This window comes from Myxococcales bacterium, assembly GCA_016717005.1.
Classification (GTDB): Bacteria; Myxococcota_A; Polyangia; order Haliangiales; family Haliangiaceae; genus UBA2376.
This window is the reverse complement of record JADJUF010000001.1, coordinates 801,477-827,770: the sequence shown is the minus strand read 5'-3', so window position 1 is coordinate 827,770 and position 26,294 is coordinate 801,477. Positions and strand designations below refer to the sequence as shown.

Below are 26,294 nucleotides of genomic sequence, written 5' to 3'. Positions count from 1 at the left end.
GTCAGAACTCCCAGCCGAACGCGACGCCGGCGCCGTGGCGGTCGAGCGTGGGCCGCAGCGTGGTCGTGGACTCGGGCGCGCCGGGGCCGCCGCGGTCGAGCAAGAACAAGGTCACCGCGACCGCGGCGGTGGCGCCGGCGCCGATGAACGCGGCGGTGGCCAGCGTGTCGAAGCGGCGGCCGTCGTCGTCGAGGCTCTCGTAGTCGGCGCGGACCTCGTCGTAGCGGATCGGCCGCCCGGCGTTGCGGAAGTCGATCAGCGCCTGCAGATCCTCCTCGCTGCCCTCGGCCGACATCGCCAGCACCACGCCCGCGGCCACGAGGCCGACGGTCAGCCCGGTCGAGATCCACGCGCCGGTGCGCTTCCACGAGGTCGGCTGATCGATGAACGACGGCCCGGTCGGCCCGCCGGTGCCGAGCCCGCCGTCGTCGGGCGGGAGCACGGCGCCGTCGTCAGGCGGCCCGTCGGGGCCGGTGTCGGGGCTGGTGTCGGGGCCGGTGTCCGGCGGCGGCCGGTCGGGCTGGACCGCGCCGCCGGGCGTGCACGCGGCGATCCGCTCGGTGGTCAGCTGGAGGTACTCCTCGCTGGGGCTGCCCTCCTTGAGGTACCGGTTGTAGTAGGTCAGCGCCACCGGGCACTTGCCGGCCTTGTCGTTGGCCTGGCCGATCTTGAAGAACAGGATCGGGTCCTTGGTGATGTCGTAGGCGATGCCGTACTCGAGCGCCGCGTCGCTGAACGCGCCGCGCGCCATCGCCTGCTCCGCGATCTTGTAGTGCTCGGCCGCGGCCTTGTAATCAGGTTGGGCCAACGCCAGGCCCGCGGTGGCAGCCACCACGAGCGCAGCCCCCGCCAGGATGCGCATCTTCATCACCCGGGATGGTACCGCAAAACCCCTCGGTGGCCGCAAGTTCGGGCGCGGACGTGGGCGCGGACGCCGTGCTATATGCGCGGCGCCATGGCCAAGATCGATCAGGTCCGCAACATCGGCGTCGTCGCGCACATCGACGCTGGCAAGACCACGGTGTCCGAGCGGTTCTTGTTCCACTCCGGCAAGATCCACAAGGCCGGCGAGGTCCACGACGGCGAGACCCAGATGGACTGGATGGCGCAGGAGCGCGAGCGCGGGATCACGATCACCGCCGCCGCGACCACGTTCGAGTGGGGCAAGTACGAGATCCACCTGATCGACACGCCGGGCCACGTCGACTTCACGATCGAGGTCGAGCGGTCGCTGCGGGTGCTCGACGGTGCGGTCGTGGTGTTCTGCGCGGTCGGCGGGGTCCAGCCGCAGTCCGAGACGGTCTGGCACCAGGCCGACAAGTTCCACGTCCCGCGGCTGGCGTTCATCAACAAGCTCGACCGGGTCGGCGCCTCGTTCGACAACGTCGTGACCGAGATCCGCGAGCGCCTGGGCGCCAACGCCGTGCCGATCCAGCTGCCGATCGGCGCCGAGGACGGGTTCGAGGGGGTGGTCGACCTGCTGACCGAGCAGGCGCTGTACTTCTCGGGCGACCTCGAGGCCAAGCCCGAGCTCCGGCCGATCCCCGTCGAGCTGGTCGAGGCGGTGGCCGAGGCCCGGGAGCGCCTGGTCGCCGCGATCGCCGACACCGACGACGTCGTCGCCGAGCAGTACCTCGAGGGCGTCGCGGTCCCGCTGGCCGACCTGAAGGCCGCGCTGCGGCGGGCCGTGCTCGCGGTCAAGATCGTCCCGGTCCTGGGCGGCACCGCGCTGCGCAACAAGGGCATCCACCCGCTGCTCGACGCGGTCATCGACTTCCTGCCGTCGCCGACCGACGTGCCGCCGGTGACCGGTGTCGATCCGCGCGACACCAGCGAGCGGCTGACCCGGCACCCGCGCAACAACGAGCCGATGGCCGCGCTGGCGTTCAAGATCGCGATGGACGACGGCCGGAAGGTCGTGTTCCTGCGCGTGTTCTCGGGGACGTTCGCGCCCGGCGACGAGCTCCTGAACGTGCGCACCGGCAAGAAGGAGAAGGTCGCGCGGCTGTTCCGGGTCCACGCCGACAAGCGCGAGAAGCTCGAGAAGGCGGTCGCCGGCGAGATCGTCGCGGCGGCGGGGCTCAAGGACGCCACCACCGGCGACACCATGTGCGATCCCAAGGCGCCGATCCTGCTCGAGCGGATCGACACCTACGAGCCGGTGATCTCCCAGGCGATCGAGGCCGAGAACAACGCCGCCAAGGAGCGGCTCGACTTCGCGCTGGCCAAGATGGTCGACGAGGATCCGACGTTCCGGGTCAAGGAGGACGCCGACACCGGCCAGACCATCATCTGGGGCATGGGCGAGCTCCACCTCGAGGTGATCGTCGATCGGATGCGCCGCGAGTACGGCGTGGCCGCCAGCGTCGGCAAGCCCCAGGTGGTGTTCCGCGAGACCGTCCTGGGCGAGGCCGACGGCCACGCCGTGTTCGAGCGCGAGCTCAAGGAGCAGCGCATCTACGGCGAGGCCGGCTGCCACGTCCGGGCGCTGCCGCGCGGCTCGGGCGTCAAGTTCGACAAGGCCGTCACGGGCCCGGTGGTCGTGCCCGACCCGTTCATCGAGGCCGCGCTCCAGGGCCTCCGCGACGCGGCGTCGTCGGGCGCCGACGGGTTCCCGCTCGAGGACGTCGGCGTGACGCTGACCTCGGTCGCGATCGCCGACGGCGCCGACGGGCTGATCGGCTGCCGCGCCGCCGCGGCCGAGGCGTTCCGGCGCGCGGTCGCGGGCGCCAACCCGACCCGGCTCGAGCCGATCATGAACGTCGAGGTCACGACCGACGAGGACTCGCTCGGCGCGATCATCGGCGACCTCAACCAGCGCCGCGGCCAGATCCAGGACGTCGCCGTGCGCGGCGTCAAGCAGGTCGTGACCGCGCTGGTGCCGCTGCGCGCGATGTTCGGGTACTCGACCCGGATGCGGTCGCTGTCCGAGGGGCGCGCGACCTTCGTGATGAAGTTCCACGCCTACGACACCCTGGCCGGCTAGCCGCGGCTAGCCGGCGGCGCGGCGCGGCGTCAGCTCGCCAGGCGACCGTGCAAGAGGTCGGCGAGGGCGGTCATGCCGTCGACGGTCGTGAAGATGCCGACGACCTTGCTGTTCTGCTCGATCACGACCGAGCCGGCCTTGCGCTCGGCCATCAGCGCCGCGACCTCGTCGAGCGGCGCCTCGGGCGACACCGTCAACACGTCCGAGGTCATGGCGTCCTCGACGGTGATCAGCTCGGGGTTGACGTCCTCGAGCGAGGCGATGATCGCGACGTCGCGGTCCGAGATGACGCCGACCAGGCGGTTGCCGTGCATGACCGGCAGGTGACGGATCCCGTGCTCGCGCATCAGGTCGTGGGCCTTCTTGAGCGACTGTTCGTTGCCGATCGTGTGCGGGCTGGTCGTCATGTACCGCTGGACGGTAGGGATCGCCTTCATGCCTGGAATGGTTGCACGAGCGATGCCGGCCCAGGTCGCGTCGGGGGCGTCGCGCGGTGCAGCGCGCGCGCACGGCTTGCGTCGCCGTCGCGCGCGCCGGCACCGGTTGCGCCGTCACGGGTCGTCGATGCTGGTCAGGCGGCGCGCCAGCCGGTCCGCGACGTCGCTGGCGAGCGCTGGCGCCGGGGCTGGGGCCCGGAGCCGCGCCACCAGCGCGCCGTAGGCGCCGCCGAACGCTGCGCAGTTGTTGCAGCCCGCCACGTGGGCCTCGAGCGCGAGCCGCGCCGCCGGCGCGAGCCCGCCGTCGACGTAGTCACCGAGCTGGGCCAGGACATCGCGGCAGCGCACGCCCGCCACGAGATCATCGAGCGCCATCGTAGCCTCCTTGCCGCAGGGCCGCCGCCAGGGTCAGGCGGGCGCGGTGCAAGCGGCTCTTGACCGCCGGGACCGAGCACGCGAGCACGCGGGCGGTGTCATCGAACGACTGCTCGAGCATGTGGTGCAGCCAGATCGCCGCGCGATCGTCGGGCGGTAACGTCGCGAGCGCGGCCTCGAGCGCGGCCCGGTCCTCGCTGCGGGTCACGACCAGCTCGAGATCGGGCGCGCCCCAGCCGGCCGCCGCGCCCAGCGCCTCGAGGCTCCGGTCGTCGGTGGCGATCTGGTCGGCCCGGCGGCCGCGCCGGTGCGCGCCGTTGCGCGCGATCGCGTAGAGCCAGCTCGCGACCGCGCCGTCGCCGCGGTAGGCGGCGGCGGTGCGCCACGCCGCGAGGAACGTGTCCTGCAAGACGTCCTCGGCGGTGGCGTCGTCGCGCACCAGCGCCCGGGCCAGGTGGAACACCTTGCTCGAGTAGCGCTCGACCACCACCCCGAACGCGGCCCGGTCGCCCGCGGCCGCGGCGATCATCAGGTCGCGGTCTGGGACTTGATCGGGCACGTGGAGATCCCGAGGAGCGTGTAGGCCGGGCAGCTGCCCAGGAGCCCGGTCACGAGCGGCACCAGGCCGATCAACCCCCACAGGGTCTTGGGCCCGACGAACACCAAGGCTAGCAGGACGACGCCGACGATCAGCCGGAGGGCGCGATCGATGCGGTGCTCGTTGCGCGGGAGGATCGACATGAGGACCTTTCCGGTCGGCGCGCAGCGCGTCGACCTCGTGCCCCCAGGAGCCGCCGGCCGCCGGCACGATTCGCCCGGCCGGTGCGGTGCATCGTCGCACGGACCTCGCTGCCGCGCGGGGACGACGGCGTCTCGGGTGGGGGCCCTGTCGGGGCTTGCCCCCGACGAGGGAGGGCCTGGCGACAGGCCCTCTGGAACTCAGCGCGGCCAGAGGCCGAGGTCGCCGCGCCTGGTGGCCTCGGTGCGCTCGTCGTCGATCCGGCGGACGAACAGGGCGGCGAGCTCGGGATCGAACTGGGTGCCCGCGCAGCGATCGATCTCGCCGATCGCGACCTCGTGGGGCAGGGCCCGGCGGTAGGCGCGATCCGAGGTCATGGCGTCGTAGGCGTCGGCGATGGCGACGATCCGGCCGACCAGCGGGATGTTGTGGCCCGACAGGCCGCGCGGGTAGCCGCCGCCGTCCCACCACTCGTGGTGGCACCAGCAGCCGTCGATCAGCCCGTGCAGGCACGGCACCGGCTCGAGGATGCGCTTGCCCTTCTCGGGGTGCTGGCGGAACACCCGCACCTCCTCGGCCGTGAGCTTGCCGGGCTTGTTGAGCATGTCGTAGCGGACGCCCAGCTTGCCGATGTCGTGCATGACGCCGGCCTGGACGATCCGATCGACCTCGTCGTCGGCCAGGGTCAGGCCGCGCGCGAGCAGCTCGGCGTAGGTCGCGACCCGCTCGGAGTGGCCGCGGGTGTAGAGGTCGGTCTCCTCGAGCGCCTGGGCGAACCCGGCCACGGTCGAGCGGAAGGTGTCCTCGAGCGTCTGGTTGGCCGTCCGCAGCTCGCTGTTGCGCAGCCGGAGGTCCTCGTACAGCCGGGCGTTGTCGATCGCGGTGGCGGCGCGCGACGACAGCACCGTCAGCATCTTGCGGTGGCCCTCGTCGAACTTCTTGCCGCGCGTGAAGCTGTAGACGTTGACGACGCCCTGGACGTAGGCGCCGATCTGCACCGGCACCGACAGGAACGACACCAGCGACTTGCCGTCGGGGCCGCCCAGCGCGCCGGGGAAGAACCGGCTGGCGCTGTCGCCGTGCGAGACCACGGTCTGGCCGCGATCGAAGCGCTCGGTCAGGAGGTCGAACGACGGCGTCGGCACGCGCTCGATCGAGCTGCCGACGCCGATCATCTTGAGGCGCTCCTCGTAGTGGCCGCTCTTGCCGTCGCGCAGGTGCAGGGTCGCGATGTCGGCGGCGGTCTCCTTGACCGCGGCCCGCAGGATCGTGTCGAGGATGTGGTCGAGATCGAGCGAGGTCGCGAGCGCCTCGCTGACCTGGTAGATCGTCAGCGCCTCGCGCAGGCGGATGTTCTCGGCCTGGAGCTGCTGCCGGTACAGGCCGCGCTGGACGACGTGGATGACCTCCTCGACCTTGAACGGCTTGAGGACGTAGTCGTAGGCGCCGCGCTTCATCGCCTCGATCGCGGTCTCGACCGTGCCGAAGCCGGTCATGATCACGGTCAGGACGTTGATGCCCTCCTCGGCCAGCTTCTCGAGCAGCTGCAGCCCCGACAGCCGCGGCATCTTCAGGTCGGAGATGACGAGGTCGTACGGCCGCAGGCGCAGCTCGTCGAGCGCGCGCTGGCCGTCCTCGCAGGTCGCGACCTGGTAGCCCTCGAGCTGGAGGAACTCCGCGAGGATCTCGCGGATGACCTTCTCGTCGTCGACGACCAGGATGCGCGCGGCCGCGGGGCCGGCGGGGGGATCGGGTTGCTCCAGCACGCCGGTGGGTGGCTACTGGTCTTCGACCGGCGCCGGCGGCGCGGTCGGATCGTCGCCGTCGGGGGCCGCCCCGTCCGGGCTCGAGCCGCCGATGGTCGTGCCACCGGCGCCCGCGGCGGGATCGGTCCCGGCCGGCTTGTCGGACATCGGATCGGGGAACTCGCTCTTCTTGCCGAGCACCTTGTCGGCCTCGCCCTGGATCGCCAGCCAGCGCTTGCGGGCGTCGGTGGCCTTGCCCTTGGCGTCGCTGGCCCGGCCGCGGGCCTGATCGGCGCGCTTGGCCCGGCTCGACTCCTGCTGGACGAACTTGTCGGCGTTGAAGCCCGGCGGCGCGATCGAGTTCTTCTGGGCCAGGCGGCTCATGGCCAGCTCGTACTGGGCCTCGCGGTAGTAGGCGTTCTCGGTGGTGTAGCGGACCAGCTGCTTGAGCCACTCGCTGTAGCCCTGGTAGTACTTCACGCGCTCGTCGGCGGCGTTGCGCGACAGCTGCGCCGCCTGCTGGGCCTTCTCGGCCTCCTTGAGGCGGTTCTGATCGGCCGAGGCCTTGGCGGCCTCGTAGTTCTTGCGGGCCGAGTCCTCGTCGAGCTTGGCGGCCTTGGCCTCGTTCTTGGCGATGTCGAGGGTGTTCTTGGCCTCGCGCAGATCGGCGTCGGCCTTCATCTGCTCGCGCTTGGCGACGTCCCACGCGCTGTTGGCGGCCACGACCTCGCCCTGCTGATCGACGTCGATCTGGGCGATGTACGTCTGCTGGAAGTGGTTCGACAGTGGCGTCGGGCCGCCATCGCCACCGCCGCACGCGGCGAGCGACAAGGACAGCGCGACAGCACCAAGGGCGGAGCGCAAGCGAGGACGGCTCATCGCCGGCAAGACTACTACGTGCCGCCGGTTCGGGGCTACCATGCGCCAGTAATGACGTGCCTCCTGGCTGTCGACGTCGGCAACACCAACACCGTCCTGGGCGTGTTCCGTGGCACCGACCTGGTCGCGCACTTCCGCATCGAGACCAGCGCCGGCCGGACCTCGGACGAGCTGGCGGTGCTGGTGCGGTCGCTCCTGGAGCTGCAAGGCTTCGCCTGGGGCAGCCTCGACGCGGGGATCGTGTCGTCGGTGGTGCCGCCCGCGGTGTTCAACATCCAGCGCTTCTTCAAGCAGTACATCGGCGCGCCGGCGCTCGTGGTCGGGCCCGGCATCAAGACCGGCATGCCGATCCTGTACGAGAACCCACGCGAGGTCGGGGCCGACCGCATCGTCAACGCGGTCGCGGCGTTCGAGAGCCACAAGACCGCGTGCATCGTGGTCGATTTCGGCACCGCGACCACCTGGGACGTGGTCACCCCGCGCGGGGAGTACCTGGGCGGGGCGATCGCGCCCGGCATCCAGATCAGCGCCGAGGCGCTGTACTCGCACGCGGCGAAGCTGCCCCGGGTCGAGATCCATCGCCCCGGCAAGGTGATCGGCCGCAACACCGTCAGCTCGATGCAGTCGGGCCTGCTGTACGGCTACGCCGGCATGGTCGACGCGCTGGTCACGCGGATCCGCGCCGAGATCGACTTCCCGGCCCGGTGCCTGGCCACCGGCGGCCTGGCGCGGTTGCTGGCGTCGGAGGCGACGACGATCGAGTCCACCGATGAGCTGCTCACGCTCAAGGGCTTGAAGATCCTGTTCGACCGGAACGTCGGTGGAGGGCACAGCTGATGGCGATGGCGCGCGATCCCCTCGCAGGTGCGGCGCTGGCGGCGCTGTCGCCGGCGGCCCACAAGGCCCTGGCCCCGGGCCCTGGCCGGATGATGGCGGCGCGCGGCCTGGCGGCGCTCCCGCGCCCGGCCGAGCTGGCCGCGGTCCTGTACCAGATCGCCGCCGTCGACCCGACGCTGGGGCCGGCGGCCCAGGCCACCGCCGACGGCCTGCCCGAGAAGGTCGTGGCGGCGGCCCTGACCGACCCGACGATCGATCCGCTGGTCATCGACTGGCTGGTGCCGCGGATCCGCAAGGCGCCGGCGCTGATCGAGGCGCTGATCCTGGCGCCGGCGGTCGGCGACGCCACGATCGTCGACATCGCCGCGGTCGCGACCGCCGCGCAGGTCGACGTGATCGCGGCCAACGAGCAGCGGCTCTTGCGCTGCCCCGACATCATCGCGGCGATGTACGGCAACGCCACGCGCGCATGTCGACGGTCGATCGCGCGGTCGAGCTGGCGGCCCGCGCCGGCGTCCGCGTCAGCGGCATCTCGGCCTGGGACGAGCTGGCCCGGCTGGTGTCGAGCGGGCAGGGCGGGGCCAGCGCCGACGACGACGCCTTCTCGCAGGCGCTGGCCGGGGTCGCGACCGTCGCCGACACCGCGGTCATCGCGCCCGACGACCGCGCCGGCGAGGACGGCGTGGCGATCGCCGAGGGCGAGGATCAGGCGCCCGCGGTCGACGACAAGGACGTGCCGATCGGCAAGCTCGGCATCCCGGCGAAGATCCGCCTGGCCACGCTCGGCAACGCGTTCGCGCGCGCGATCTTGATCCGCGATCCGATGAAGATGGTCGCGGTCGCCGCGATCAAGTCGCCGGGGGTGACCGATCTCGAGGCCGCCAAGTACGCCGGTAACCACGGGCTGTCGGATGACGTAGTCCGCTACATCGCCACCCGCCGCGACTGGACGCGGCTCTACGGGGTGAAGAAGTCCCTGATCATGAACCCCAAGACGCCGCTCACCGAGTCGGCCAAGTTCCTGATCCACATGCGCGAGCGCGATCTGCGGTTGATCGCGTCGAGCAAGGGCATCCCGACCGCGGTCGCGGCCCAGGCCCGCAAGATCGTGTCGCAGCGCGCGAGCGGGAAGTGACCGACGGCCGCCTCCTCGATCGCTGGGGCGAGGCGGTGGTCGCGCCCCGGCGCGCCATGGCGCGGGCCGAGGCGGCGACGGTCAGCGGTCGGCCGGGCATCGATCTGGCGTGGGCGGTGGTGATCGCGGTGCTGGCCGCGCACACCCGCACGCTGGTGGCGGCCGTGTGGATCGGGCTCGAGTTCGGGCCGCGGGCGGCGGTGGCGCCGATGGTCGCGGTCCTGACCGCGGCGGCGACCGTGCCGCTGGTGGCGGTGGCGATCGGGACGCTGGTGGTGTGGCTGGCGGCGGGCGCGCGCCGCGAGCTGGGGCGCGACGCCGATCTGGGGTGCGTGGTCGCGCTGGCGCCGGCGCTCGCGGCGATCGCCACCAGCACGGTGGCTCGGCTGGTGCCGATGCCGGCCGCGCTGGCGCTGGCGCTGGTGGCGGCGGCCGGCGTCTGGCCCTTGGTCGTGGCCGTCGGCGCGGCGCGTCGGCGCGCGGTGGCGCCGTGACCGTGCCGCGCCCGCGCTGGCTGGTCGTGGCGGTGGTGGCCGCGTGCCTGGCGATCAACGTGGGCTGGGTGGTCACGCACCTCGACTGGCTGCGACCGCTGGTGCCGGGGCAGCCGGCACCGGACTTCGCGCTGCCGCGGATCGAGGCCGCCGGCCGCGACGGCCCGCCGGTGGCGCTGTCGACGCTGCGGGGCCGGGTGGTCGTGGTCGAGTTCTGGGCCACGTGGTGCGAGCCGTGCCTGCTGTCGCTGCCGCACCTCGACGCGGCCGCGCGGCGGTGGGGTGATCGCGTGGTCGTGGTCGCGGTCAACGTCGACGACCGGGCCAAGGCCCGCGCGCTGTTCGATCAGCGCCGCTACCAGATGGTGCTGGCGGCCGACGACGACACGACCTCCGAGCGGTACGGCGTCCACCAGCTCCCGCACGCGGTCGTGATCGATCGCGCGGGGGTGGTGGCGGCGGTCGCGAGCCGACCGAGCCAGATCGAGACCGCGGTGGCGCGGTTGCTGGCCGCGCCATAACCGCTTATCGAAGTACGCGGCGACCGGCCGGGCGTGCTACCAAGGGAGCCGTGGCCGTCTCCGCTGCCTGCGCGACCTGTCGGAAGCCGATCGCCGTCGGTGCGCGCCACGTGCGCTGCACGGTGGCGTCGTGCAACACCGGCCGGCAGAAGCTGGTGTTCTGCGACGAGAAGTGCTGGCAGGCCCACGTGCCGACGGCGCGCCACCGCAAGGCCGGCTTCGTGGAGGAGGGCGGCGCGGGGTGAGGCGTCCGGTGCGCACTGCACCGTTTTTGCGGTTACGCGAGTGGCACTGCTAGAATTTTTTTCGTGCGACTCGGTTCATGCATCGCCGTCGAGGCGGTGACGCTCGTCGCGATCCTCGGTGGGGTCGCCTGGGGGGCGTCGTCGGTCATGACCGAGCTGCGCGGCCCCGAGGTCGCGCCACGCCGGGACGTGGCGGTGGTGGTGCGGGCCGCGCTGCAGCGCATGGCGACGACGCCGCGGCCGCCGGAGCCCGCGCCCGCACCCCCCGCGCCCGCGCCCGCGCCGCCGGCGCCGCTGGTGGCCGTCGATCCCCTGGCGCCGGTGTGGTCGTTCGCCGGCCGCCCCGACGACGAGCTGCTGGCGCCGCTGCGCGTCGGCGCCCCGACCCGGATCAAGGTCAACCGCGGCGGGACCTCGCTGTCGCTGCGGCTCGACTTCGACAACGGCGCCCGCGCCGCGTTCAAGCCCGACCAGATCTTCGGCCAGTCGAACCCGCGGCGCGAGATCGCCGCGTACCGGATCGATCGCTTGCTCGGCATCGGCCGGGTGCCGCCCGCGATCGCGGTGAGCTACCCGGTCGACGTCCTGATCGCGGCGGTCGACCGCGGCGACGGCGTGGCCCGGGCCCGCCTGCGCGACGAGACCATCCCGCGCCAGGGGCGCCTGCGCGGCGAGCTGTCGTGGTGGATCCCGGTGCTGGCCGACGGCAAGCTCGACGGCGGCGTCCGCATCGACGCGACCGACGGCATCGTCACCTGGCGGCGCTGGCTCAAGGCCGGGGCCTCGATCCCGCCGGCGCGGCTCGAGCTGTGCAAGCAGCTGTCGACGATGGCGTTGTTCGACTTCGTGATCGGCAACACCGACCGCTGGACCGGCTCGAACGCGCGCATGTCCGAGGACAACACCATCCTGTACTTCATGGACAACACGCTGGCGTTCGGCAAGAACCGCCAGGGCCACCACAAGAGCCACCTGTACCTGCAGCGGGTGCAGACGTTCTCGCGCGCGCTGGTCGCGCGCCTGCGCGCCCTCGACGAGCCGCGCCTGCGCGCGGTGCTGTCGCCCGACACCGGCGAGTTCGAGCAGCTGCTCACCGACGCCGAGATCGACGCGGTGCTGGGCCGCCGCGATCGCGCGCTCGCGTACGTCGACGAGCTGATCGCGATCCACGGCGATGCCAAGGTGCTGGCGTTCCCATGACCGCGGCGATCTGCCCCGGCTGTGGCAGGCCCATCGACGCCGTGCGCGCGCGCGTGGTGCGGGTGCGCGGCGGCGCGGTCGTGGGCTTCTGCAGCGCGGCGTGCGCCGACGGCGCCGCGCAGATCTCGCGGCCGCTGGCGGCGCCGGCGCCGACTCCGGCCCCGGCTCCGACTGCCGCGCCGACGCCGACTGCCGCGCCGACGCCGGCGCCGACTGCGACCGCGGCGCCGACGCTGGCCGCGGCGCCGGCGCCGACTGCGGCGCCGACTCCGACTCCGACTCCGACTCCGACTCCGACTCCGACTCCGACTCCGACTCCGACTCCGACTCCGACTCCGACTCCGACTCCGACTGCGACGTCGGCGCCGACGCCGACTGCGGCGCCGACTCCGACTGCGGCGCCGGCGCCGACTGCGGGCCCGACGGCCCCGACGCCGACTGCGGCGCCGACGCCGGCAGCGGCCGCGCCTCCGCCAGCTTCCGGGGGCCGGCGCGCCGCGGCCGCCCCGCTCGTCGTCCAGCCCGCGCCCGCGGTCGAGGTGCCGGTCGCGCGCGTGCACGGCGGCGACCGGCGCTGGACCCGCCTGGCGCTCGGCGTCGCGGTCGCGCTGATCGCCGTGCTCGCGGTCGTGAAGCTGTCGTCGGTGTCGACCTCGAAGCAGGCCACGACCTCGGTGCCCGAGGCGCCGGCGCTGGCGCCACCGCCACCGCCGCCGCCCGCGATCGATCCGGCCGCGGCGCGGGCCCGGGCCTTGACGATCACCCGCGGCCTGCTGACCTCGCCGTCGCCGCGGATCCAGCGCAGCGCCGCGCTGGTGCTGGCGCGCGCGTGCGAGCCGGCGGGGATGGCCGCGTTGACGGCCGCGCTCGAGGACGAGCCCAGCGCGATCGCCAAGATCGAGGTGGCCGAGGCGCTGCTCCGCTGCGGCGACGAGGCCGGGCGCGCCGAGCTGACCCGGGCGCTGGCCGACTCCACCCGCCGCGACGTGCGGGCCGACGCGGCCCGGGCGTTCGCGCGCGCCGGCGATCCCGGCGGCGATCCGTTCCTGCGCCAGCTGCTCGGGCTCAGCCAGCTCCGCCTGGGCGCGGCCGAGGTGCTGGCCACGCGCGGCGACGCCGGCGCGATCAAGCTGCTCGCCTCGATCGTCGCTGACGCCAAGGCCGACCCCGACGATCGCACCCGCGCGACGATCGCGCTGGCCGCCACCGGCGACGCCGACGCGGTGCTCGGCGCCCGGGCGGCGCTGGCCGACGCGCGGTTCCGGCCGGCCGCCGCGGCCGCGCTGGCCCGGGCTCACGATCAGGCCGCGCGTCCGGCGCTCGAGGCCATGCTCGACGTCGCGTCGCTGCGGGTCGAGGCGGCGCTGGCGCTGGCGACGCTGGCGCCGGCGCTCGATCCGGTGCCGGTGCTGCCGCCGCTGGTGGCCGCGCTCGAGTCGGCGCGCGACGTCGATCAGCTGACCGCGTGCGAGGCGATCATCATCGTCACCGCGCCCCGCGCCGAGGTGCCGTGATGGCGCGCGACCTGCGGCTGTTCTACCTGTTCCGCCTGCTGGCGACCTCGTACCTGTGGGTGCCGATCTTCGTCCCGTACATGCTGTCGCGGGGCCTCACGTTCCGCGACGTCATGATCCTGGGCGGCATCTACAGCGCGGTGGTGATCGTCGTCGAGATCCCCACCGGCGCCTTCGCCGATCGGCTGGGCCGGCGCACGTCGATGATGGCCGGCGCGGTGATGATGGCGGCGTCGTGCCTGCTGGCGTGGCACGCCCACGGCTTCGGTGGGTTCCTGGTCAGCGAGTGCCTCGCGGCGGTGTCGATGTCGCTGTGCTCGGGCGCCGACTCGGCCTACCTGTTCGATCTGCTGGCCAGCAACGGCGTCGCCCACGAGTACGGCCAGCGCGAGAGCACCGCGTCGGCCTGGCACCAGGCCGGCAGCGCGGTGGCCTACGCCGCCGGCGGCGGCCTGGCGATGATCGATCTCGGCCTGCCGTACCTGGTGACCGCGGGCGTGGCGCTCGCGGCGTTCGCGACCGCCGCGACGATGCGCGACGATCGCGTGGCGGTGTCGCGCAGCGACCGGGCCGCGATGTTGCAGTGGCGGACCTGGGTCGGGCACATGCGCAGCGCGCTGGGCGAGGTCGCCGGCAACGGCCGCCTGGCGTGGATCATCGGCTACTCGGCGGTGGTGTTCGTGCTGCTGCGCGCGACCGTGTACCTCTACCAGCCGCTGCTCAACGGCCACGACTTCTCGTACGCCGAGATCGGCCTGGTCTACGCGGCGGTGTACCTGACCGCGTCGGCGGTGGCCCACCGCGTCCACGCGCTGCGCCGGCGCCTCGGCGACGACGTGCTCTTGTGGTCGCTGCTGGGCGGCCTGGCGGTGTCGTTCGTGCTGATGGCCGAGCTGCGCGGCAACTGGGTGCTGCTCTTGCTCGCGGTGCAGGCCGTGGCCAACGGCCTCTACTCGCCGCTGATCAAGCCGCTGCTCAACCGCGAGATCACCGACTCGGGCCGGCGCGCCACGATCCTGTCGGTCGAGAGCATCGTGCGCCGCGGCGCGATGGGCGTGTTCGCGCCGATCGCCGGGCTCTACGGCGCCACCAGCGCGATGCAGCTGTGCGGCGTGATCGGCCTGGCCGGCCTGGCGATCCTCGCGGCGGTCGCGCTGCGCCGGGTCACGGTCGGCGCGCCGACGCCCTAGCGAGGGCGGCGGCCCAGCGCCGCAGCTCGACGAGCTGGCGCGCCCGTACCGCCGGCGGCGCCAGCGGATCGTACAGGTCGACCGGCAGCCGGCGCCCGGCCAGCGCCTCGACCGCGAGCAGGATCCACGTGCGGGTGTTGGCGTGGTCGTCGTCGAGCACCTCGATCAGCCGGGGCAGCGCCGCGCGATCGCCGACCCGGGCATAAGCGGCCGCCGCCGCCATGCGCACGTACGCCTCCCGGTGCGCCAGCCAGATCGGGCCGACCGCGCGGTCGAGGTCGCCGCCGTAGGCCGCCCGCCACGCCGGCCGCGGCGCGATCGTGACCCCCCAGTCCGCCAGCGCCCGCGCGGTCCAGGTGATCGAGCGATCGAGGTGGCACAGGTTGCACGCGTTGGGCGCGCCCGCGGCCAGCATGTCCCGGTCGCCCGGCGACGAGATCCGGTGCGAGCGCACGTAGGTGCCGATGCCCTGCACCAGCCGCGGCAGGTGGCAGTCGAGGCACGACGCGTCCTCGGGGGCGTGGCGGGCGTGGGCCTGGGCCGCGGCCGGGCTGGCCAGCGCCGGGTGGCACCGCGCGCACGCCGCGAGGTGGGCCGCGCGATCGGGCCCGCCGGCGTCGGGGCCGCGCTGGTGGGGATCGTGGCAGTCGACGCAGCGGATCGCGCTGGCGCACGCGCCCGCGGCCAACGCCAGCGACTCGCTCGAGTTGCGCGCGGGGCTGCCGTCGGGGAAGCGCGGCGACGGCGTCGAGTGGCACTGCGCGCAGATCGCGCCGATCGTCTGCGGATCGTCGCGATCGGTCGGCGGCAGCGGGGCGTCGTCGACCGGGATGACCTTGGGGCCGCGCGGCGCGAAGGTCGGCGCGACCTGCTCGGGCGCCTCGGCGTGGGCGCGGCCGCCGAAATGACAGCTCTCGCAGCTGATGCCGACCGTGACCAGCCGCTCGATCGGCAGGTGGTTGTCGGTGATCAGCGGCGGCATCGGCGCGAGGTCGCGCTCGGGGCCGACGCCGACGTCGGGGCGCGCCGCGCGCAGCGCGAACGGGTAGGTGTTGTGGCACCAGGCGCAGCGATCGGCCCAGGGCTCGAGCGCCGCCGCCGTGGGATCGAACGCGAGGCGCTCACCCTGCCACTCGGCGTCGAACCACGAGTCGTAGTACGGCTGCGGGTACCAGTCGGCGCGCGCGCGCCACCAGCCGAACGGCAGCCGCACCTCGATCCCGGCGGGATCGTCCTGCGCGACCCCGACGTACTCCTGCAGCGCCCGGGTGCCGATCGTGCGCGTGACCTTGAAGCGGCGGGTGACGCCGTCGCCGCTGGTCAGCTCCATCGTCGGCGCGTCGTCCCGCCAGTCGAACCGCGCGCGGCCGTCGCCGTAGCGCAGCAGGGCGCCGTCGAAGCGGCCGACCACCGCCGCGCGCGTGGCCACCTGGGTCATCGTCGCGTGCAACCCCGCGCGCCAGCGCGCGCCGTTTTCGGGGTGGCACTCGATGCAGGCGGCCGGGCCGACGTAGGCGTCGTCGTCGATGTTGCTGACCTCGGTCGAGGGCGGGGCCGCCGCGATCAGCGCCGCGACCGCCGCGGGCCGGGCCGGCGGCGTCAGGGCCAGCGGGCGGGCGCCGCGGCGGCCCGACGCGCTCACGGCCAGCGCGAGCCCCAGCGCGGCCGCGCCGACGACGGCGATCGCGAGGGGCCGACGGGACACCGCCCGACCATACCGCCTGGCTGGCGCGGCCGATCACGCGGCGCGGGCGATCGCCCGCCGCCGCTGCCACCCGGGGCGGTCGTGGTGCTCGCGGCGGTCAGCCGCCGCTCGGCCCGCGGCGCTCGAACACCAGCAGCTCGCCCAGGAACGGGTGCTCGCGCTGCCCGCACGGGCGCATGCCGAGGTGCGCGATCACCCGCAGCGACGCGGTGTGCCACGGGAACGTGGTCGCGGTCACGGCCGTGACGCCCGGCTCGGCCAGCGCCCACTCGACGCACGCGCGCGCGCCCTCGGTCGCGAAGCCCTGGCGCTGCTCGTCATCGTCGACGCCGTACCCGACCTCGGCGACGCCGTCGCGCGGGCGGCCGTGGAACACGACGCTGCCGACCACCCGGCGCCGACCGGTGCGCGCGATCAGGAGCGTGTCGCCCCACAGCCGTGTGTCGGGATCGGCCCGGACCTCCTCGATCGACGGCGCGAACGCCCGGGCGATCAGATCGGGCCCGGGCCACGCTGTCGGCAGCGGCGCGCCGCACACCGCCTCGGCCGCCGCGCGGTCGCCGGCCATCACGGCCTCCACGAACGGCAGCGTGATCGGCCACAGCTCCAGGCGGGTGGTGGTGAGCGCGGGCACCGCCGCGATGGTACCGTGCTGGACCCGCATGCACCTCTCGGTGTTTGACATCTTCAAGATCGGCATCGGTCCATCGAGCTCGCACACGGTGGGGCCGATGCGGGCCGCGCGGCGGTTCGCCGAGCACCTCGAGGCCAGCGGGCTGTTCGAGCAGACCGCCGCGGTGAAGATCGAGCTGTTCGGCAGCCTGGGCTTCACCGGCAAGGGCCACGGCTCCGACGTCGCGGTGATCCTCGGGCTCGAGGGTGAGGATCCCGAGACCGTCGACGTCGACGCGATCCCGGCGCGGGTCGCGGCCGTGGCCCAGGCGGGCGAGCTCCGGCTCCTGGGCCGCCACCCGGTCGAGCTGTTGCCGGCGAGCGCGATCCTGTTCCGTCGGCGCGAGACCCTGCCGCTGCACTCGAACGGCATGCGGTTCTCGGCCCGCGGCGCCGGCGGCGCGGTGATCGCCCAGCGGGTCTACTACTCGGTCGGCGGCGGCTTCGTGGTCGGCGCCGACGGCGTCCCGGACGGGGCCGCGCCCGAGGTCGCGGTGCCGCACCCGTTCGGCACCGGCGCGGAGCTGCTGGCGGTCGCCGAGGAGCACGGCCTGTCGATCTCGACGGTGATGCTCCGCAACGAGGTCGCGCGCCAGCCGGGCGTCGACGTGCGCGGCCAGGTGATGCACCTGTGGCGCGCGATGGAGGCGTCGATCCAGCGCGGGTGTGAGCGTGAGGGGATCCTGCCTGGGGGCCTCAAGGTCCGGCGCCGGGCCGCGGCGATCCATCGCCGGCTGCGGACCGCGAGCAAGACCGGCGGCGATCCGCTGCTGGTGATCGACTGGGTCAACCTGTTCGCGCTCGCGGTCAACGAGGAGAACGCCGCGGGCGGCCGGGTCGTCACCGCGCCCACCAACGGCGCCGCTGGGGTCATCCCGGCCGTGCTCGAGTACTACCGGCGGTTCGTGCCCAACGCCGACGACGACGGCGTCGTGCGGTTCCTGCTCACCGCGGCCGCGATCGCGATCCTCTACAAGGAGAACGCGTCGATCTCGGGCGCCGAGGTCGGGTGCCAGGGCGAGGTCGGCGTGGCCTGCTCGATGGCGGCGGGTGCCCTGTGCGAGGTCATGGGCGGCACGCCGGCCCAGGTCGAGAACGCCGCCGAGATCGGCATGGAGCACAACCTCGGGCTCACCTGCGATCCGATCGGCGGGCTGGTCCAGGTGCCGTGCATCGAGCGCAACGCGATGGGCGCGGTCAAGGCCATCAACGCCGCCCGGATCGCGCTGCAGGGCGACGGCAGCCACAAGGTCTCCCTCGACAAGGTCATCCGGACCATGCGCGAGACCGGCGCCGACATGTCGAGCAAGTACAAGGAGACCGCCCGCGGCGGCCTCGCCGTCAACATCATCGAGTGCTGAGCGGCGGTGCGGGCGGGCGGGCTCAGGTCCGCCGCGTCCGCTGGCGTGGACCGCCTCGCTTGCCAGCGCGCGCTGTCACTGATCTCACGGCCTTGGGGGGGGCGCGCGACGGTGGCGCGGGCGAGGCCGCGTCAGCTCTCGCCGCGGCACGAAACCTAGCGAGGTACTGTTCGGTGGGGACGCGGACCTCGGGCGCGAGATGGGTCAGGTCGCCGGTCTTGCCGTCGGCGAACGCGCGCAACGCCTCGTAGAGCGGCAGGGCGCGCTCGTGGAGGTTGAGTTCATGCAACAGGTCGGCGGCCTCGCGGGCGCGCTCGAAACTCGCCGCCATCACCCAGACCGTCGCGTCTTGCCACAACGGATCGGAATCGTCATCGATCCGTGAAAGGGCCTCTGCAATCCGAGTCTTCGCGATCGGCCAGTGCTGTGCGTTCGAAAGCGACCAGATCACCGCCAGCCCAACGTCGATCCGCTCTGGCCTCGCGAAAGCGTCGTCGGAAGCCGCGGGTGACGCCAAGCCTGCGATGTACGCGAGCACTTCGGAGCGATCCGCCTCGCGGGCCCGACTGAGGATGTCGTCGACGTCATCGACAGAGTTGGCGTCAGCAAATGACACAATCTCGGCATGTCGAACGGCGCGGAGTAGTTCCTCTGGCCAGAAATTATTATCGGACTGCGCATTGAGGAGATGAACCGAGCCGCTGTCGCCGGATGCGATGTTGGCGGCAATTTGCTCTTTTTCAGCGAGGGAGGCAATTGGTGCCCCGGTCATCGCGTCGGCGCATTGCGTCGCCGTCATTCCCTCCGGCGGCACTATGTGCTTCTCGATCATCCGGTGAACCTGCTTGAGGCGGCGTGCATAGTCGGCGTGGTCTCTGAGGTCGCGATCCGCGCCATCGAGGTCGAGGCCGTTCCACTGCTGCGCCGATTCGCCGGCTCGCACCAGCATCGACACCGCGCGCCGCTCGAGCCGCCGCTTCATCGTCGGGTCCTGCGACGCCTCGGCGAACGCCAGCAACCTCGCCGGATCCGCGTCGGCGAGGCCCTCGGTCGCGGTCAGCAGGTCCGCGGCCTGGCGCTCGAGCTCGTCGTGGCCGTACAGCTGCTGCACACACACCGCCAGCCAGAACAGCTTGCGCCGCAGGCGCCGGCTGGCGCGCATCATGTACCAGATGCCGAAGAACCGCTCGGCGATCTGGAACCCCAGCTTGCCGCTGACGTGCGGCACCTTGGCGATCACGCCCTGGCGCGCCAGGCGCGTGAGCTGGGCCGACACCAGCGTCACGTCGAGCCGGGTCTTGTCGGCGCACTCGATCGCGGTCATCGGGTGCCAGTGCAGCGCCACCGCGTCGACGATCTGCTGCGCCTGCGCCGGCAGGTCCTCGAAGCGCGCCTTGTAGTACGGCGTGACCTGGTCGAGCATCAGCTCGATGTCGCGCTCGGCGCTGCGGGTGCTGCCGAGCGCCAGGACGCCGTGCAGGAGCTGCAGGGTGCGCGGGGTCCCACCGCTGAGCAACAGCAGCGACTTCAGGCGCCCCGGGTTGTCAGTGATGGCCTGCGTCACCTGCGGCGTGCCCAGCACCTCCGACAGGCGCACCAGCACGCGGCGCGCCTCGTCGTCGTCGAGCCCGCCCAGCTCGTGGACGTTGAAGAAGTCGTAGAACGCCTGGCCGTACTCGAACGTCTCGGGCACCGCGCTCGAGCTGGCGCCGACCAGCACCAGGCGCTTGTCCTCGGTCAGCACCTTGCGCAGCGCCCAGTGCGACTCGCTCAGGCGGTCGAAGACCAGGTCGAGGTTGTCGACCAAGAGCACGACCAGCCGCTTGGCGCGCCGGGCCCAGGCGCTGAGCTGCCCCAGCGCGCGCTCGGCCCGCTCGGCCTCGTCGTCGAGCGCGTCGGTCTCGTCGATCACGGCCTCGAGGCGCTTGGCCTCGTCGGTGGCGCCGCGCCGCTCGAGCGCGTCGACCAGCGCGTCGAGGCAGTTGAGCCACAGGTCCGAGGCGCGGATGATGTTGTACTGCTCCTCGGGGAAGCGCAGCGCGATGGCCCGCCTGGCCAGCGCCGGATCGTCGTCGATGGCCAGCCCTAGGCGCAGGAGCAGCGTGGTCTTGCCGGTGCCGCGCGCGCCGACCAGCAGGTGGTGCTGTCCGCCGCCGCGGCGCAGATCATCGACCAGCTCGTCCAGGAGCGGCTGGCGGGCGATGAAGCCGGCGATCAGCTCGTCCTTGCTGAGCAGGTGCGGGTTGTGAAGGGTGGTCGGGCGGGTGCGTTGGGTCATGCGAAGTTCCGGAGCCAGTAGCGGCGGAGGAGGGCCGAGCGAAAGCGATATCGGTCGTCAGCGAGGACCAGGTAGCCGTCGTGGACCAGGACCTCGATGAGCCAGGAGAGCGTCTTGGCCCGATCGCTGTCGCCGACGCCGGCGGCCGCGAGCGTCTGCGCGAGGATGCTCCGGCTCACGCCCGCGCGATCGTGCGCGCAGGCGACCAGCAGCGCGCGCGCGTGGTCATCGTGGGGGACGCCGAGCGAGGTCGTCAGCCGCTCGTCCCAGGTGTTGAAGTACGTCCGGTTGGCGAGCAGCGCCTCGGTGGCCGCGGCGACGCTGGCGGGGGCGATCGTCGTGCGGCCCGCGCCGATGAGCTCCTGGGCCATCGCCTGGAGGTGGTGCGGGATCAGCCACTCCAGCTCGTGCGCGATCGCCGCGCGCACTTCGGGCGTGAGCGCCGCGCCGTAGGCCTCGCCCAGCGCGACCAGGAACGCATCGGCGTCCTCGGCCGAGAACGCGCCGATGGTCCACGAGCACAGATCGTTGATCGTGTCGGTGCAGCGCAGGCGCCGGGCGACGTTGTCGAGGCCGATCGAGCCGCACACCACGAAGTGGAGCTTGCCGTCGCAGCGATTGCGCAGCGCGCGGAACCAGGCCAGGAACGCCCGCGCGCGCACGCCGCTCGCGTCGAGGTCGGCCAGGGCCGCGACCACGTTGGGCAGCTCATCGATCAAGACGACCCAACGGGGGGCGCCCGCGAGGACGCGCGCGAAGGCTGCGTCGGCATCGTGCTGCCACGCCGTGGCGAGGTGCTCGAGCTCAGCGCCGGCACCGCCCGGGAGCTGCACCTGCTTGATGCGGGATGTGCGCCCGGCGCGCCACCGCGACCACCAGCCCGGGCGAGCTACCTTGCCGGCCGGCGTGGTGTAGATCGCGTCGAGGACCGTGCGAACGAACTGCGCCTCAGCGTCGGCGCTGGGACGGATGTCCTGTACGTCGGCGTAGACGACGACCGCGCCATCGGTGCGTGGCCGCGCCCGGTACGCCCGCAACAGCGAGCTCTTGCCCACGCGGCGGGGCGCGAGCAGGAGGACGTGGTGGCCTTCGAGCAACCGGTCGAGGTGGGCCAGTTCTCCGAGTCGACCAAAGAAGTTATCTCCTTCTGCGGTGTTACCGACGATGATCTTCATGTGCCGCCCACCTCGTGCATGCCCACGCTGCACAGCAGTCGCGTTGTGCAACAACTACGTTGTACAGCAAGTTCGTTGTGCGTCAAGCGCGATGTGGGCTTCGCCGGGTCGATCGATGCCGGCTCGATGACGGGCCCTCCGGTCACCGAGGACCGCGCGTCCGGGGCGCCCGGGCCCAGGCGTGTTGACAGTCCCCCCGACCCCCGACAGACTGCGCCGATCGTGACCGGCGCGAGCCAGAATATCTACTTCGTGTCCCTGGGGTGTCCCAAGAACCAGGTCGACACCGAGATCATGCTCGGGCAGGTCACCGAGGCCGGCCACGCGCTGGTCGACGCGCCCGACGACGCCGACGTCATCGTCATCAACACCTGCGCGTTCATCGACTCGGCCAAGGCCGAGAGCGTCAACACCATCCTCGAGATGGCCGAGTGGAAGAAGGGCCGGGCGAGCAAGCTGGTCGTGACCGGGTGCCTGGCCCAGCGCTACGCCGACGAGATCGCCAAGGAGATCCCCGAGATCGATCACATCCTCGGCTCGAGCGACTTCCCGTCGATCGCCCGCACGCTCGAGGCGCCGGCGCCCAAGGCCCGCCGCGGCAAGAAGCCGTTGCCGATGGTCCAGGTCACCGAGGCGCCGGCCTACATCTACGATCACGACGCGCCGCGCGTGCGCATCGGCGCCCGCCACACCGCGTACGTGAAGGTCGCCGAGGGCTGCGATCGCCCGTGCGCGTTCTGCATCATCCCCAAGCTGCGCGGCGCCCAGCGCAGCCGGTCGATCGACGACATCGCCGCCGAGGTCACCGCGCTCGCCGCCGCCGGCACCAAGGAGATCTGCCTGATCGCGCAGGATCTCACGCGCTACGGCTGGGACCTCGACGGTCGGCCGACGCTGGCGCAGCTGCTGCACCGGCTGGCGCCGATCCCCGGCGTCCACTGGATCCGGCTGCACTACACGTTCCCGTCGGCGTTCACCGACGAGCTGGTCGACGCGATCGCGACCTTGCCGACGGTGGCGAAGTACGTCGACGTGCCGCTGCAGCACGTCGACGACGGCATGCTCAAGCTGATGCGCCGCGGCCACACCAACAAGGTCACGTACGACCTGCTCGAGCGCCTGCGCGCGCGCGTGCCCGGCATCGTCATCCGCTCGACCTTCATCAGCGGCCACCCGGGCGAGACCGACGCCATGCACGCGGCCTTGCGCGACTTCCTGGTCGAGGCCCAGCTCGATCGCGTCGGCGTGTTCCCGTACTCGATCGAGCCCGGCACCGTCAGCGCGATGCTGCCCAACCGGGTGCCGGCCAAGGTCGCGGACGCCCGGGTCGCCGAGCTGCTGGAGCTGCAGCGCGGCATCTCCCGCGCCAAGCTCGAGACCCTGGTCGGGCGCGAGCTCGAGGTGCTGGTCGAGGGCGTGTCCGAAGAGACCGACCTGTTGCTCGAGGGCCGCTACTTCGGCCAGGCGCCGGGCATCGACGGCACCGTCTACCTGGCCGACGGCACCGCGCCGACCGGCGCGCTGGTGCGCGCGCGCGTGACCCAGGCCGCCGATCACGATCTGGCCGCGTCGCTCGAGCTGGCCTGACCCGCCGTCAGGGCGCGCAGGGCCGTTGCAAGCGATCGGCGGCGTTGGTACAGCGAGTGGGCTGTCGGGATGAGCCATGACGACGAGCACCTTCGCGCCCCGCCCGACGGCCCGCTGCTGCGGCCGGTCCGGTGGCTGTTCGCGCCCGATCTGATCGCGTACGCCAAGAAGCTCCTGCTGCACGCGTTCTACGGCGGCGAGCTCGACCCGCGCGACTGGATGCGGATCGAGGACGGCCACGGCCACGTCGAGGACGCCAGCCCCGCGGCCGGGCGCGAGCGCGACCTGCGGGTCGCCGAGATCGTGGCCCCGGCGTCGGGCGAGCTGTGGTTCGACTACCTGGCCGACACCGGCGACGGCGGCGTCGCGATGTTCACGACGGCGTTCGCGTGCGGCGCCGACCTGACCGTCGCCGGCGCCGACCCGGCGGTGGCGTCCGAGGCCCTGGTCGGGCGGGCGCTCGAGGTCGCGACCGCCGGCGCGCCGATCCTGCCGCGCGGGCAGTTCCTGTTCGTCGGCGGCGACACCGCCTACCACGTCGCCGACATCGACACGCTGGCGGCGCGGGTGCAGGTGCCGTTCGCGCGCGCGGCCCGGGCGCTGGCCGAGGTCCAGCCCGCTCACGCCCCGCGCCGACTGTACGGCCTGCCCGGCAACCACGACTATTACGCCGAGCTGGTCGGCTTCAACCGCATGTTCCGGCACGGCGTCACCGGCGAGCACCAGCCCGGCCCCGGCGGGCGCCCGCCGCTCCTGGCGATGCCGGGCTACGTCCGGGCCCAGGAGGCGTCGTACCTGGCGATCCAGCTGCCGTGGGGCTGGCAGCTGCTCGGGCTCGACATCGACGAGTGGCTCGACGCGCGGCAGGAGTGGTACTTCGGCTCGCTGCCGGGCGCGGCCAAGCGGATCATCGCGACGCCGTCGCCGCCGATCGTCCACGGCGCGGTCGTGCCCGACGCCGCCCACCAGGACGCGATCGCGCGCCTGGGTCTGGCGCCGCTCTACGACGGCGGCACGCCGACGCCGGGCACGTGTCGGCTCGATCTGTCCGGCGACACCCACCACTACGCGCGCTACCAGCCGGCGTCGCCGCCGCCGCGCGCGCCGGTGGCGGTGGGCGAGGGCGAGCGCACGCCCGCGAGCGCCGGGCCGGTCAGCTACGCCGGCGTGGTCGCCGGCGGCGGCGGCGCGTTCCACCACCCGAGCTTCCAGCCGCTGGGCTCGATCCCGGCTCGCGCCCTGTACCCGCGGGCCGCGGTGTCGCGGCGCGCGATCTCGCGCCGGCTGCTCGAGCCGTGGTCGATCTTCGACGGTGGGCTCGCGTGGATCATGCCGCTGGTGCTGACGTTGACCGGCGCGATCGGCGCCACCCGCAGCGCCGGCACCCGCTGGCTGGGCGATCACCTGCTCGCGTGGTTCGGGATCGATCACGAGCGCCCGCTCGGCGGCGCGCCGGCGCCGATGGCGCTCGGCCGACCCACCGAGCTGGCGCCGTCGCTGGCGTTCCTCGGGTTCGGCGTCCTCGCGGTGGTCCTGGCCTACCTGGCGCTGCGCATCCACGGGGTCACGTTCACGGCCAGCCAGCGACGCGCGCCGGCGGGCCTGGCCGCGCGCCTGAGCCCGCGCGCCCGGCGCTACCTGGCGACCGTCGTGGCCGCCACCGCGATGCTCCTGCCGTTCGCGTCGCCGTGGTTCATCGAGGCGCCGCTCGCCGACGATCTGTGGTTCAACGCCTGGTGGGTGCTGGTCGGCGTGATGACGCTGGCCAGCGGCGTGACGATCGGGGCGGTCGGCGGTCGGCTGCTGCCGGGCCGTGGCCGGGTCGGCATGATCGCCCTGGGCCTGGCGCACGGCCTCGCCCACGTGATCACGCCGTTCGTGATCGCGCGCGTCGCGCTGACCGCGTGGTGGATCGTGCCGGCGATGGTGCTGGCGATGGCGGCGCCGCTGGCGCTCGGCCGCGCGCTGCTCGACCGCGGCACGCGCTGGTGGGTGCTGCTGGCGCTGTGGCTGGGGCCGTGGCTGGCGGCGCTGGCGCTGGCGGTCGTCGGCAGCGACGGCGTCGCGGTCGCGCCCGGCGGCGTCGGCGCGTGGCTGGTGGTGCTGGGCGTCACCGCGGTGGTCGCGATCGCGATCGGCTGCGCCCACATGGGCTGGTACCTCGCGGTCGCGGCGGCGCTCGGCGCCCACGGCAACGAGGTCGGCGGCGCCGCGCGCATCGACGACTACCGCCAGTTCATCCGGTTCCGGGTCACGCCCGAGCGCCTGACCGCGTTCGTGATCGCGATCGATCGCCCCAGCGCCGACCCGGCGGCGATCAAGCCCTACGTCGTCGACGTGTTCGAGATCGCCCCGGAGCCCACCGATGGACCACCCTGACCCCTGCGCGCGCTGCGGTGCGGCCGACGCCGACGCCGACGCCTGGCCCGATCACACCCTGCCGGCGCCGCTGCGCGCGGCGCTGGTCGCCTGCGTCCGGTGCCTGGCCCACGACGGCGTGACCATCGATCGCGCCCACGTCGAGGCCGTGCACCTGGCGTTCGGCGCCACCGCCGAGCCGCTCGAGCCGTGGCTGGCGGCGCGCGCGGTGGCGGCGCGGCCCGAGCTGGCCGGGGCGCCGCTCCTGGTCGCGCCGCCCGAGGCGATCCTGGTGGCGGCGGCCGAGAACCACCAGCGCCGCCTCGACCGGCTGCTCGAGCTCGCGGCGCCGGCGGTCATCCTCGACGAGGCCCGCGCCGCGCTGGCCGACGCCCAGGCCCGACCCGAGCGCCTGACCTGGGAGCTGGTCGCGCCGTGGCCGGCGGCGACCTTCCCCGGCACCACCGCCTTCGCCGAGATCGCGCGCACCCTGGCGGCGCTGGCGCTGCCGGCGCTGGTCGACGAGCCCGCGCCGTTGCTGGCGCGCATCGACCTTGCCGCGACCGCGCTGGTGCTCGACGCCGAGGCCCTGGCCGCGCGCCACGCGCTCGCGGCCGCGATGGCCACCGCCGCCACACCGGCCCAGGCCGGCGGCCTCGAGCTCGCGGTCCGCTTCCTCGACGAGCTCGGCCACACCGACCTGCGCGACAACCAGGACACGCTCGTCGACGACTGCTACTTCGCGCTCCGCCACCACGGCCGCGCCGACGTCGCCGCCCGGGTCTACCGGACCTGGCTCGACGACGCCGTGCCCCGGGCCTGGCGGGCCGTCGCCGCCGCGGCCGCGGCGCGGTAGCGGCG

At 73.3% G+C, this 26,294-nt stretch carries 24 protein-coding genes; 13 read left to right on the top strand and 11 right to left on the bottom strand.

The genetic code is table 11. The features are described 5' to 3' along the window. Window position 1: 1 nt before the first annotated feature. Entirely contained in the window at window positions 2-868 is an 867-nt protein-coding gene (locus IPL61_03510; protein MBK9030399.1) for a hypothetical protein, read from the bottom strand. 87 nt (window positions 869-955) lie between these two features. Between IPL61_03510 and fusA the strand changes: the two genes are divergently transcribed. Then, a complete protein-coding gene (fusA, locus tag IPL61_03505) occupies window positions 956-2,986 on the top strand; it encodes an elongation factor G (GenBank protein ID MBK9030398.1) in 2,031 nt (676 codons plus the stop codon). Window positions 2,987-3,015: 29 nt separating this feature from the next. Here fusA and IPL61_03500 read toward each other — a convergent pair whose 3' ends face one another. The 6 genes from IPL61_03500 to IPL61_03475 all read right to left on the bottom strand — a co-directional run bounded on the left by IPL61_03500 (window position 3,016) and on the right by IPL61_03475 (window position 7,146). After that, window positions 3,016-3,393: a CBS domain-containing protein gene (locus IPL61_03500; protein ID MBK9030397.1), complete on the bottom strand. Its 378-nt coding sequence runs from the start codon at window positions 3,391-3,393 to the stop codon at window positions 3,016-3,018. A gap of 144 nt (window positions 3,394-3,537) precedes the next feature. Further along, window positions 3,538-3,798, bottom strand: coding sequence for a zf-HC2 domain-containing protein (locus IPL61_03495; GenBank protein ID MBK9030396.1), 261 nt, complete (start codon window positions 3,796-3,798; stop codon window positions 3,538-3,540). After that, on the bottom strand, window positions 3,785-4,327 hold the full coding sequence (locus IPL61_03490; protein ID MBK9030395.1) for an RNA polymerase sigma factor: 543 nt from the start codon (window positions 4,325-4,327) through the stop codon (window positions 3,785-3,787). The genes IPL61_03495 and IPL61_03490 overlap by 14 nt, the downstream gene beginning before the upstream one ends. After that, a complete protein-coding gene (locus IPL61_03485; protein MBK9030394.1) occupies window positions 4,327-4,539 on the bottom strand; it encodes a DUF2892 domain-containing protein in 213 nt (70 codons plus the stop codon). Before IPL61_03485 ends, IPL61_03490 begins: the two co-directional genes overlap by 1 nt. A gap of 198 nt (window positions 4,540-4,737) precedes the next feature. Next, on the bottom strand, window positions 4,738-6,303 hold the full coding sequence (locus IPL61_03480) for a response regulator (protein MBK9030393.1): 1,566 nt from the start codon (window positions 6,301-6,303) through the stop codon (window positions 4,738-4,740). Between the two features lie 12 nt (window positions 6,304-6,315). Beyond that, complete coding sequence (locus IPL61_03475) at window positions 6,316-7,146, bottom strand: hypothetical protein (protein ID MBK9030392.1); 831 nt, start codon at window positions 7,144-7,146, stop codon at window positions 6,316-6,318. A 66-nt stretch (window positions 7,147-7,212) separates the two neighbouring features. Here IPL61_03475 and IPL61_03470 point away from each other — a divergent pair, with 66 nt between their 5' ends. The 8 genes from IPL61_03470 to IPL61_03435 all read left to right on the top strand — a co-directional run bounded on the left by IPL61_03470 (window position 7,213) and on the right by IPL61_03435 (window position 14,297). Further along, window positions 7,213-7,998 (top strand): type III pantothenate kinase, encoded by a 786-nt coding sequence (locus tag IPL61_03470; GenBank protein MBK9030391.1) that lies wholly within the window; start codon window positions 7,213-7,215, stop codon window positions 7,996-7,998. A gap of 469 nt (window positions 7,999-8,467) precedes the next feature. Further along, a complete protein-coding gene (locus IPL61_03465) occupies window positions 8,468-9,133 on the top strand; it encodes a hypothetical protein (protein MBK9030390.1) in 666 nt (221 codons plus the stop codon). Beyond that, complete coding sequence (locus IPL61_03460) at window positions 9,130-9,627, top strand: hypothetical protein (GenBank protein ID MBK9030389.1); 498 nt, start codon at window positions 9,130-9,132, stop codon at window positions 9,625-9,627. The genes IPL61_03465 and IPL61_03460 overlap by 4 nt, the downstream gene beginning before the upstream one ends. After that, window positions 9,624-10,148 (top strand): TlpA family protein disulfide reductase, encoded by a 525-nt coding sequence (locus tag IPL61_03455; protein ID MBK9030388.1) that lies wholly within the window; start codon window positions 9,624-9,626, stop codon window positions 10,146-10,148. The genes IPL61_03460 and IPL61_03455 overlap by 4 nt, the downstream gene beginning before the upstream one ends. A gap of 50 nt (window positions 10,149-10,198) precedes the next feature. Continuing rightward, on the top strand, window positions 10,199-10,393 hold the full coding sequence (locus IPL61_03450) for a hypothetical protein (protein ID MBK9030387.1): 195 nt from the start codon (window positions 10,199-10,201) through the stop codon (window positions 10,391-10,393). Between the two features lie 63 nt (window positions 10,394-10,456). Further along, window positions 10,457-11,593 carry a hypothetical protein gene (locus tag IPL61_03445; GenBank protein ID MBK9030386.1) on the top strand — a complete coding sequence of 379 codons (1,137 nt, stop codon included), beginning with the start codon at window positions 10,457-10,459 and terminating at the stop codon, window positions 11,591-11,593. 539 nt (window positions 11,594-12,132) lie between these two features. Continuing rightward, window positions 12,133-13,107: a HEAT repeat domain-containing protein gene (locus IPL61_03440; GenBank protein MBK9030385.1), complete on the top strand. Its 975-nt coding sequence runs from the start codon at window positions 12,133-12,135 to the stop codon at window positions 13,105-13,107. Beyond that, complete coding sequence (locus IPL61_03435) at window positions 13,107-14,297, top strand: MFS transporter (GenBank protein ID MBK9030384.1); 1,191 nt, start codon at window positions 13,107-13,109, stop codon at window positions 14,295-14,297. The genes IPL61_03440 and IPL61_03435 overlap by 1 nt, the downstream gene beginning before the upstream one ends. Here the strand turns inward: IPL61_03435 and IPL61_03430 are convergent. Continuing rightward, a complete protein-coding gene (locus tag IPL61_03430; GenBank protein MBK9030383.1) occupies window positions 14,272-16,002 on the bottom strand; it encodes an ammonia-forming cytochrome c nitrite reductase subunit c552 in 1,731 nt (576 codons plus the stop codon). The genes IPL61_03435 and IPL61_03430 overlap by 26 nt on opposite strands. A 97-nt stretch (window positions 16,003-16,099) precedes the next feature. Beyond that, window positions 16,100-16,636, bottom strand: coding sequence for a GNAT family N-acetyltransferase (locus IPL61_03425; protein ID MBK9030382.1), 537 nt, complete (start codon window positions 16,634-16,636; stop codon window positions 16,100-16,102). A 28-nt stretch (window positions 16,637-16,664) separates the two neighbouring features. On the opposite strand from IPL61_03425, the gene IPL61_03420 reads away from it, so the two are divergent. Next, window positions 16,665-18,035 (top strand): L-serine ammonia-lyase, encoded by a 1,371-nt coding sequence (locus tag IPL61_03420; protein ID MBK9030381.1) that lies wholly within the window; start codon window positions 16,665-16,667, stop codon window positions 18,033-18,035. 22 nt (window positions 18,036-18,057) lie between these two features. On the opposite strand, the gene IPL61_03415 is transcribed toward IPL61_03420, so the two are convergent. Further along, a complete protein-coding gene (locus IPL61_03415) occupies window positions 18,058-20,313 on the bottom strand; it encodes an ATP-binding protein (GenBank protein MBK9030380.1) in 2,256 nt (751 codons plus the stop codon). After that, window positions 20,310-21,488, bottom strand: coding sequence for an ATP-binding protein (locus tag IPL61_03410; protein ID MBK9030379.1), 1,179 nt, complete (start codon window positions 21,486-21,488; stop codon window positions 20,310-20,312). Before IPL61_03410 ends, IPL61_03415 begins: the two co-directional genes overlap by 4 nt. Before the next feature lie 126 nt (window positions 21,489-21,614). Here IPL61_03410 and rimO point away from each other — a divergent pair, with 126 nt between their 5' ends. The 3 genes from rimO (at window position 21,615) to IPL61_03395 (ending at window position 26,289) form a co-directional block, all read left to right on the top strand. After that, window positions 21,615-23,075: a 30S ribosomal protein S12 methylthiotransferase RimO gene (gene rimO, locus IPL61_03405; GenBank protein ID MBK9030378.1), complete on the top strand. Its 1,461-nt coding sequence runs from the start codon at window positions 21,615-21,617 to the stop codon at window positions 23,073-23,075. 69 nt (window positions 23,076-23,144) lie between these two features. Continuing rightward, window positions 23,145-25,454, top strand: coding sequence for a hypothetical protein (locus tag IPL61_03400; GenBank protein MBK9030377.1), 2,310 nt, complete (start codon window positions 23,145-23,147; stop codon window positions 25,452-25,454). After that, the gene (locus IPL61_03395) at window positions 25,441-26,289 is read left to right on the top strand and encodes a hypothetical protein (GenBank protein MBK9030376.1); all 849 of its coding nucleotides are present in this window, start codon (window positions 25,441-25,443) and stop codon (window positions 26,287-26,289) included. The genes IPL61_03400 and IPL61_03395 overlap by 14 nt, the downstream gene beginning before the upstream one ends. Window positions 26,290-26,294: the final 5 nt, after the last annotated feature.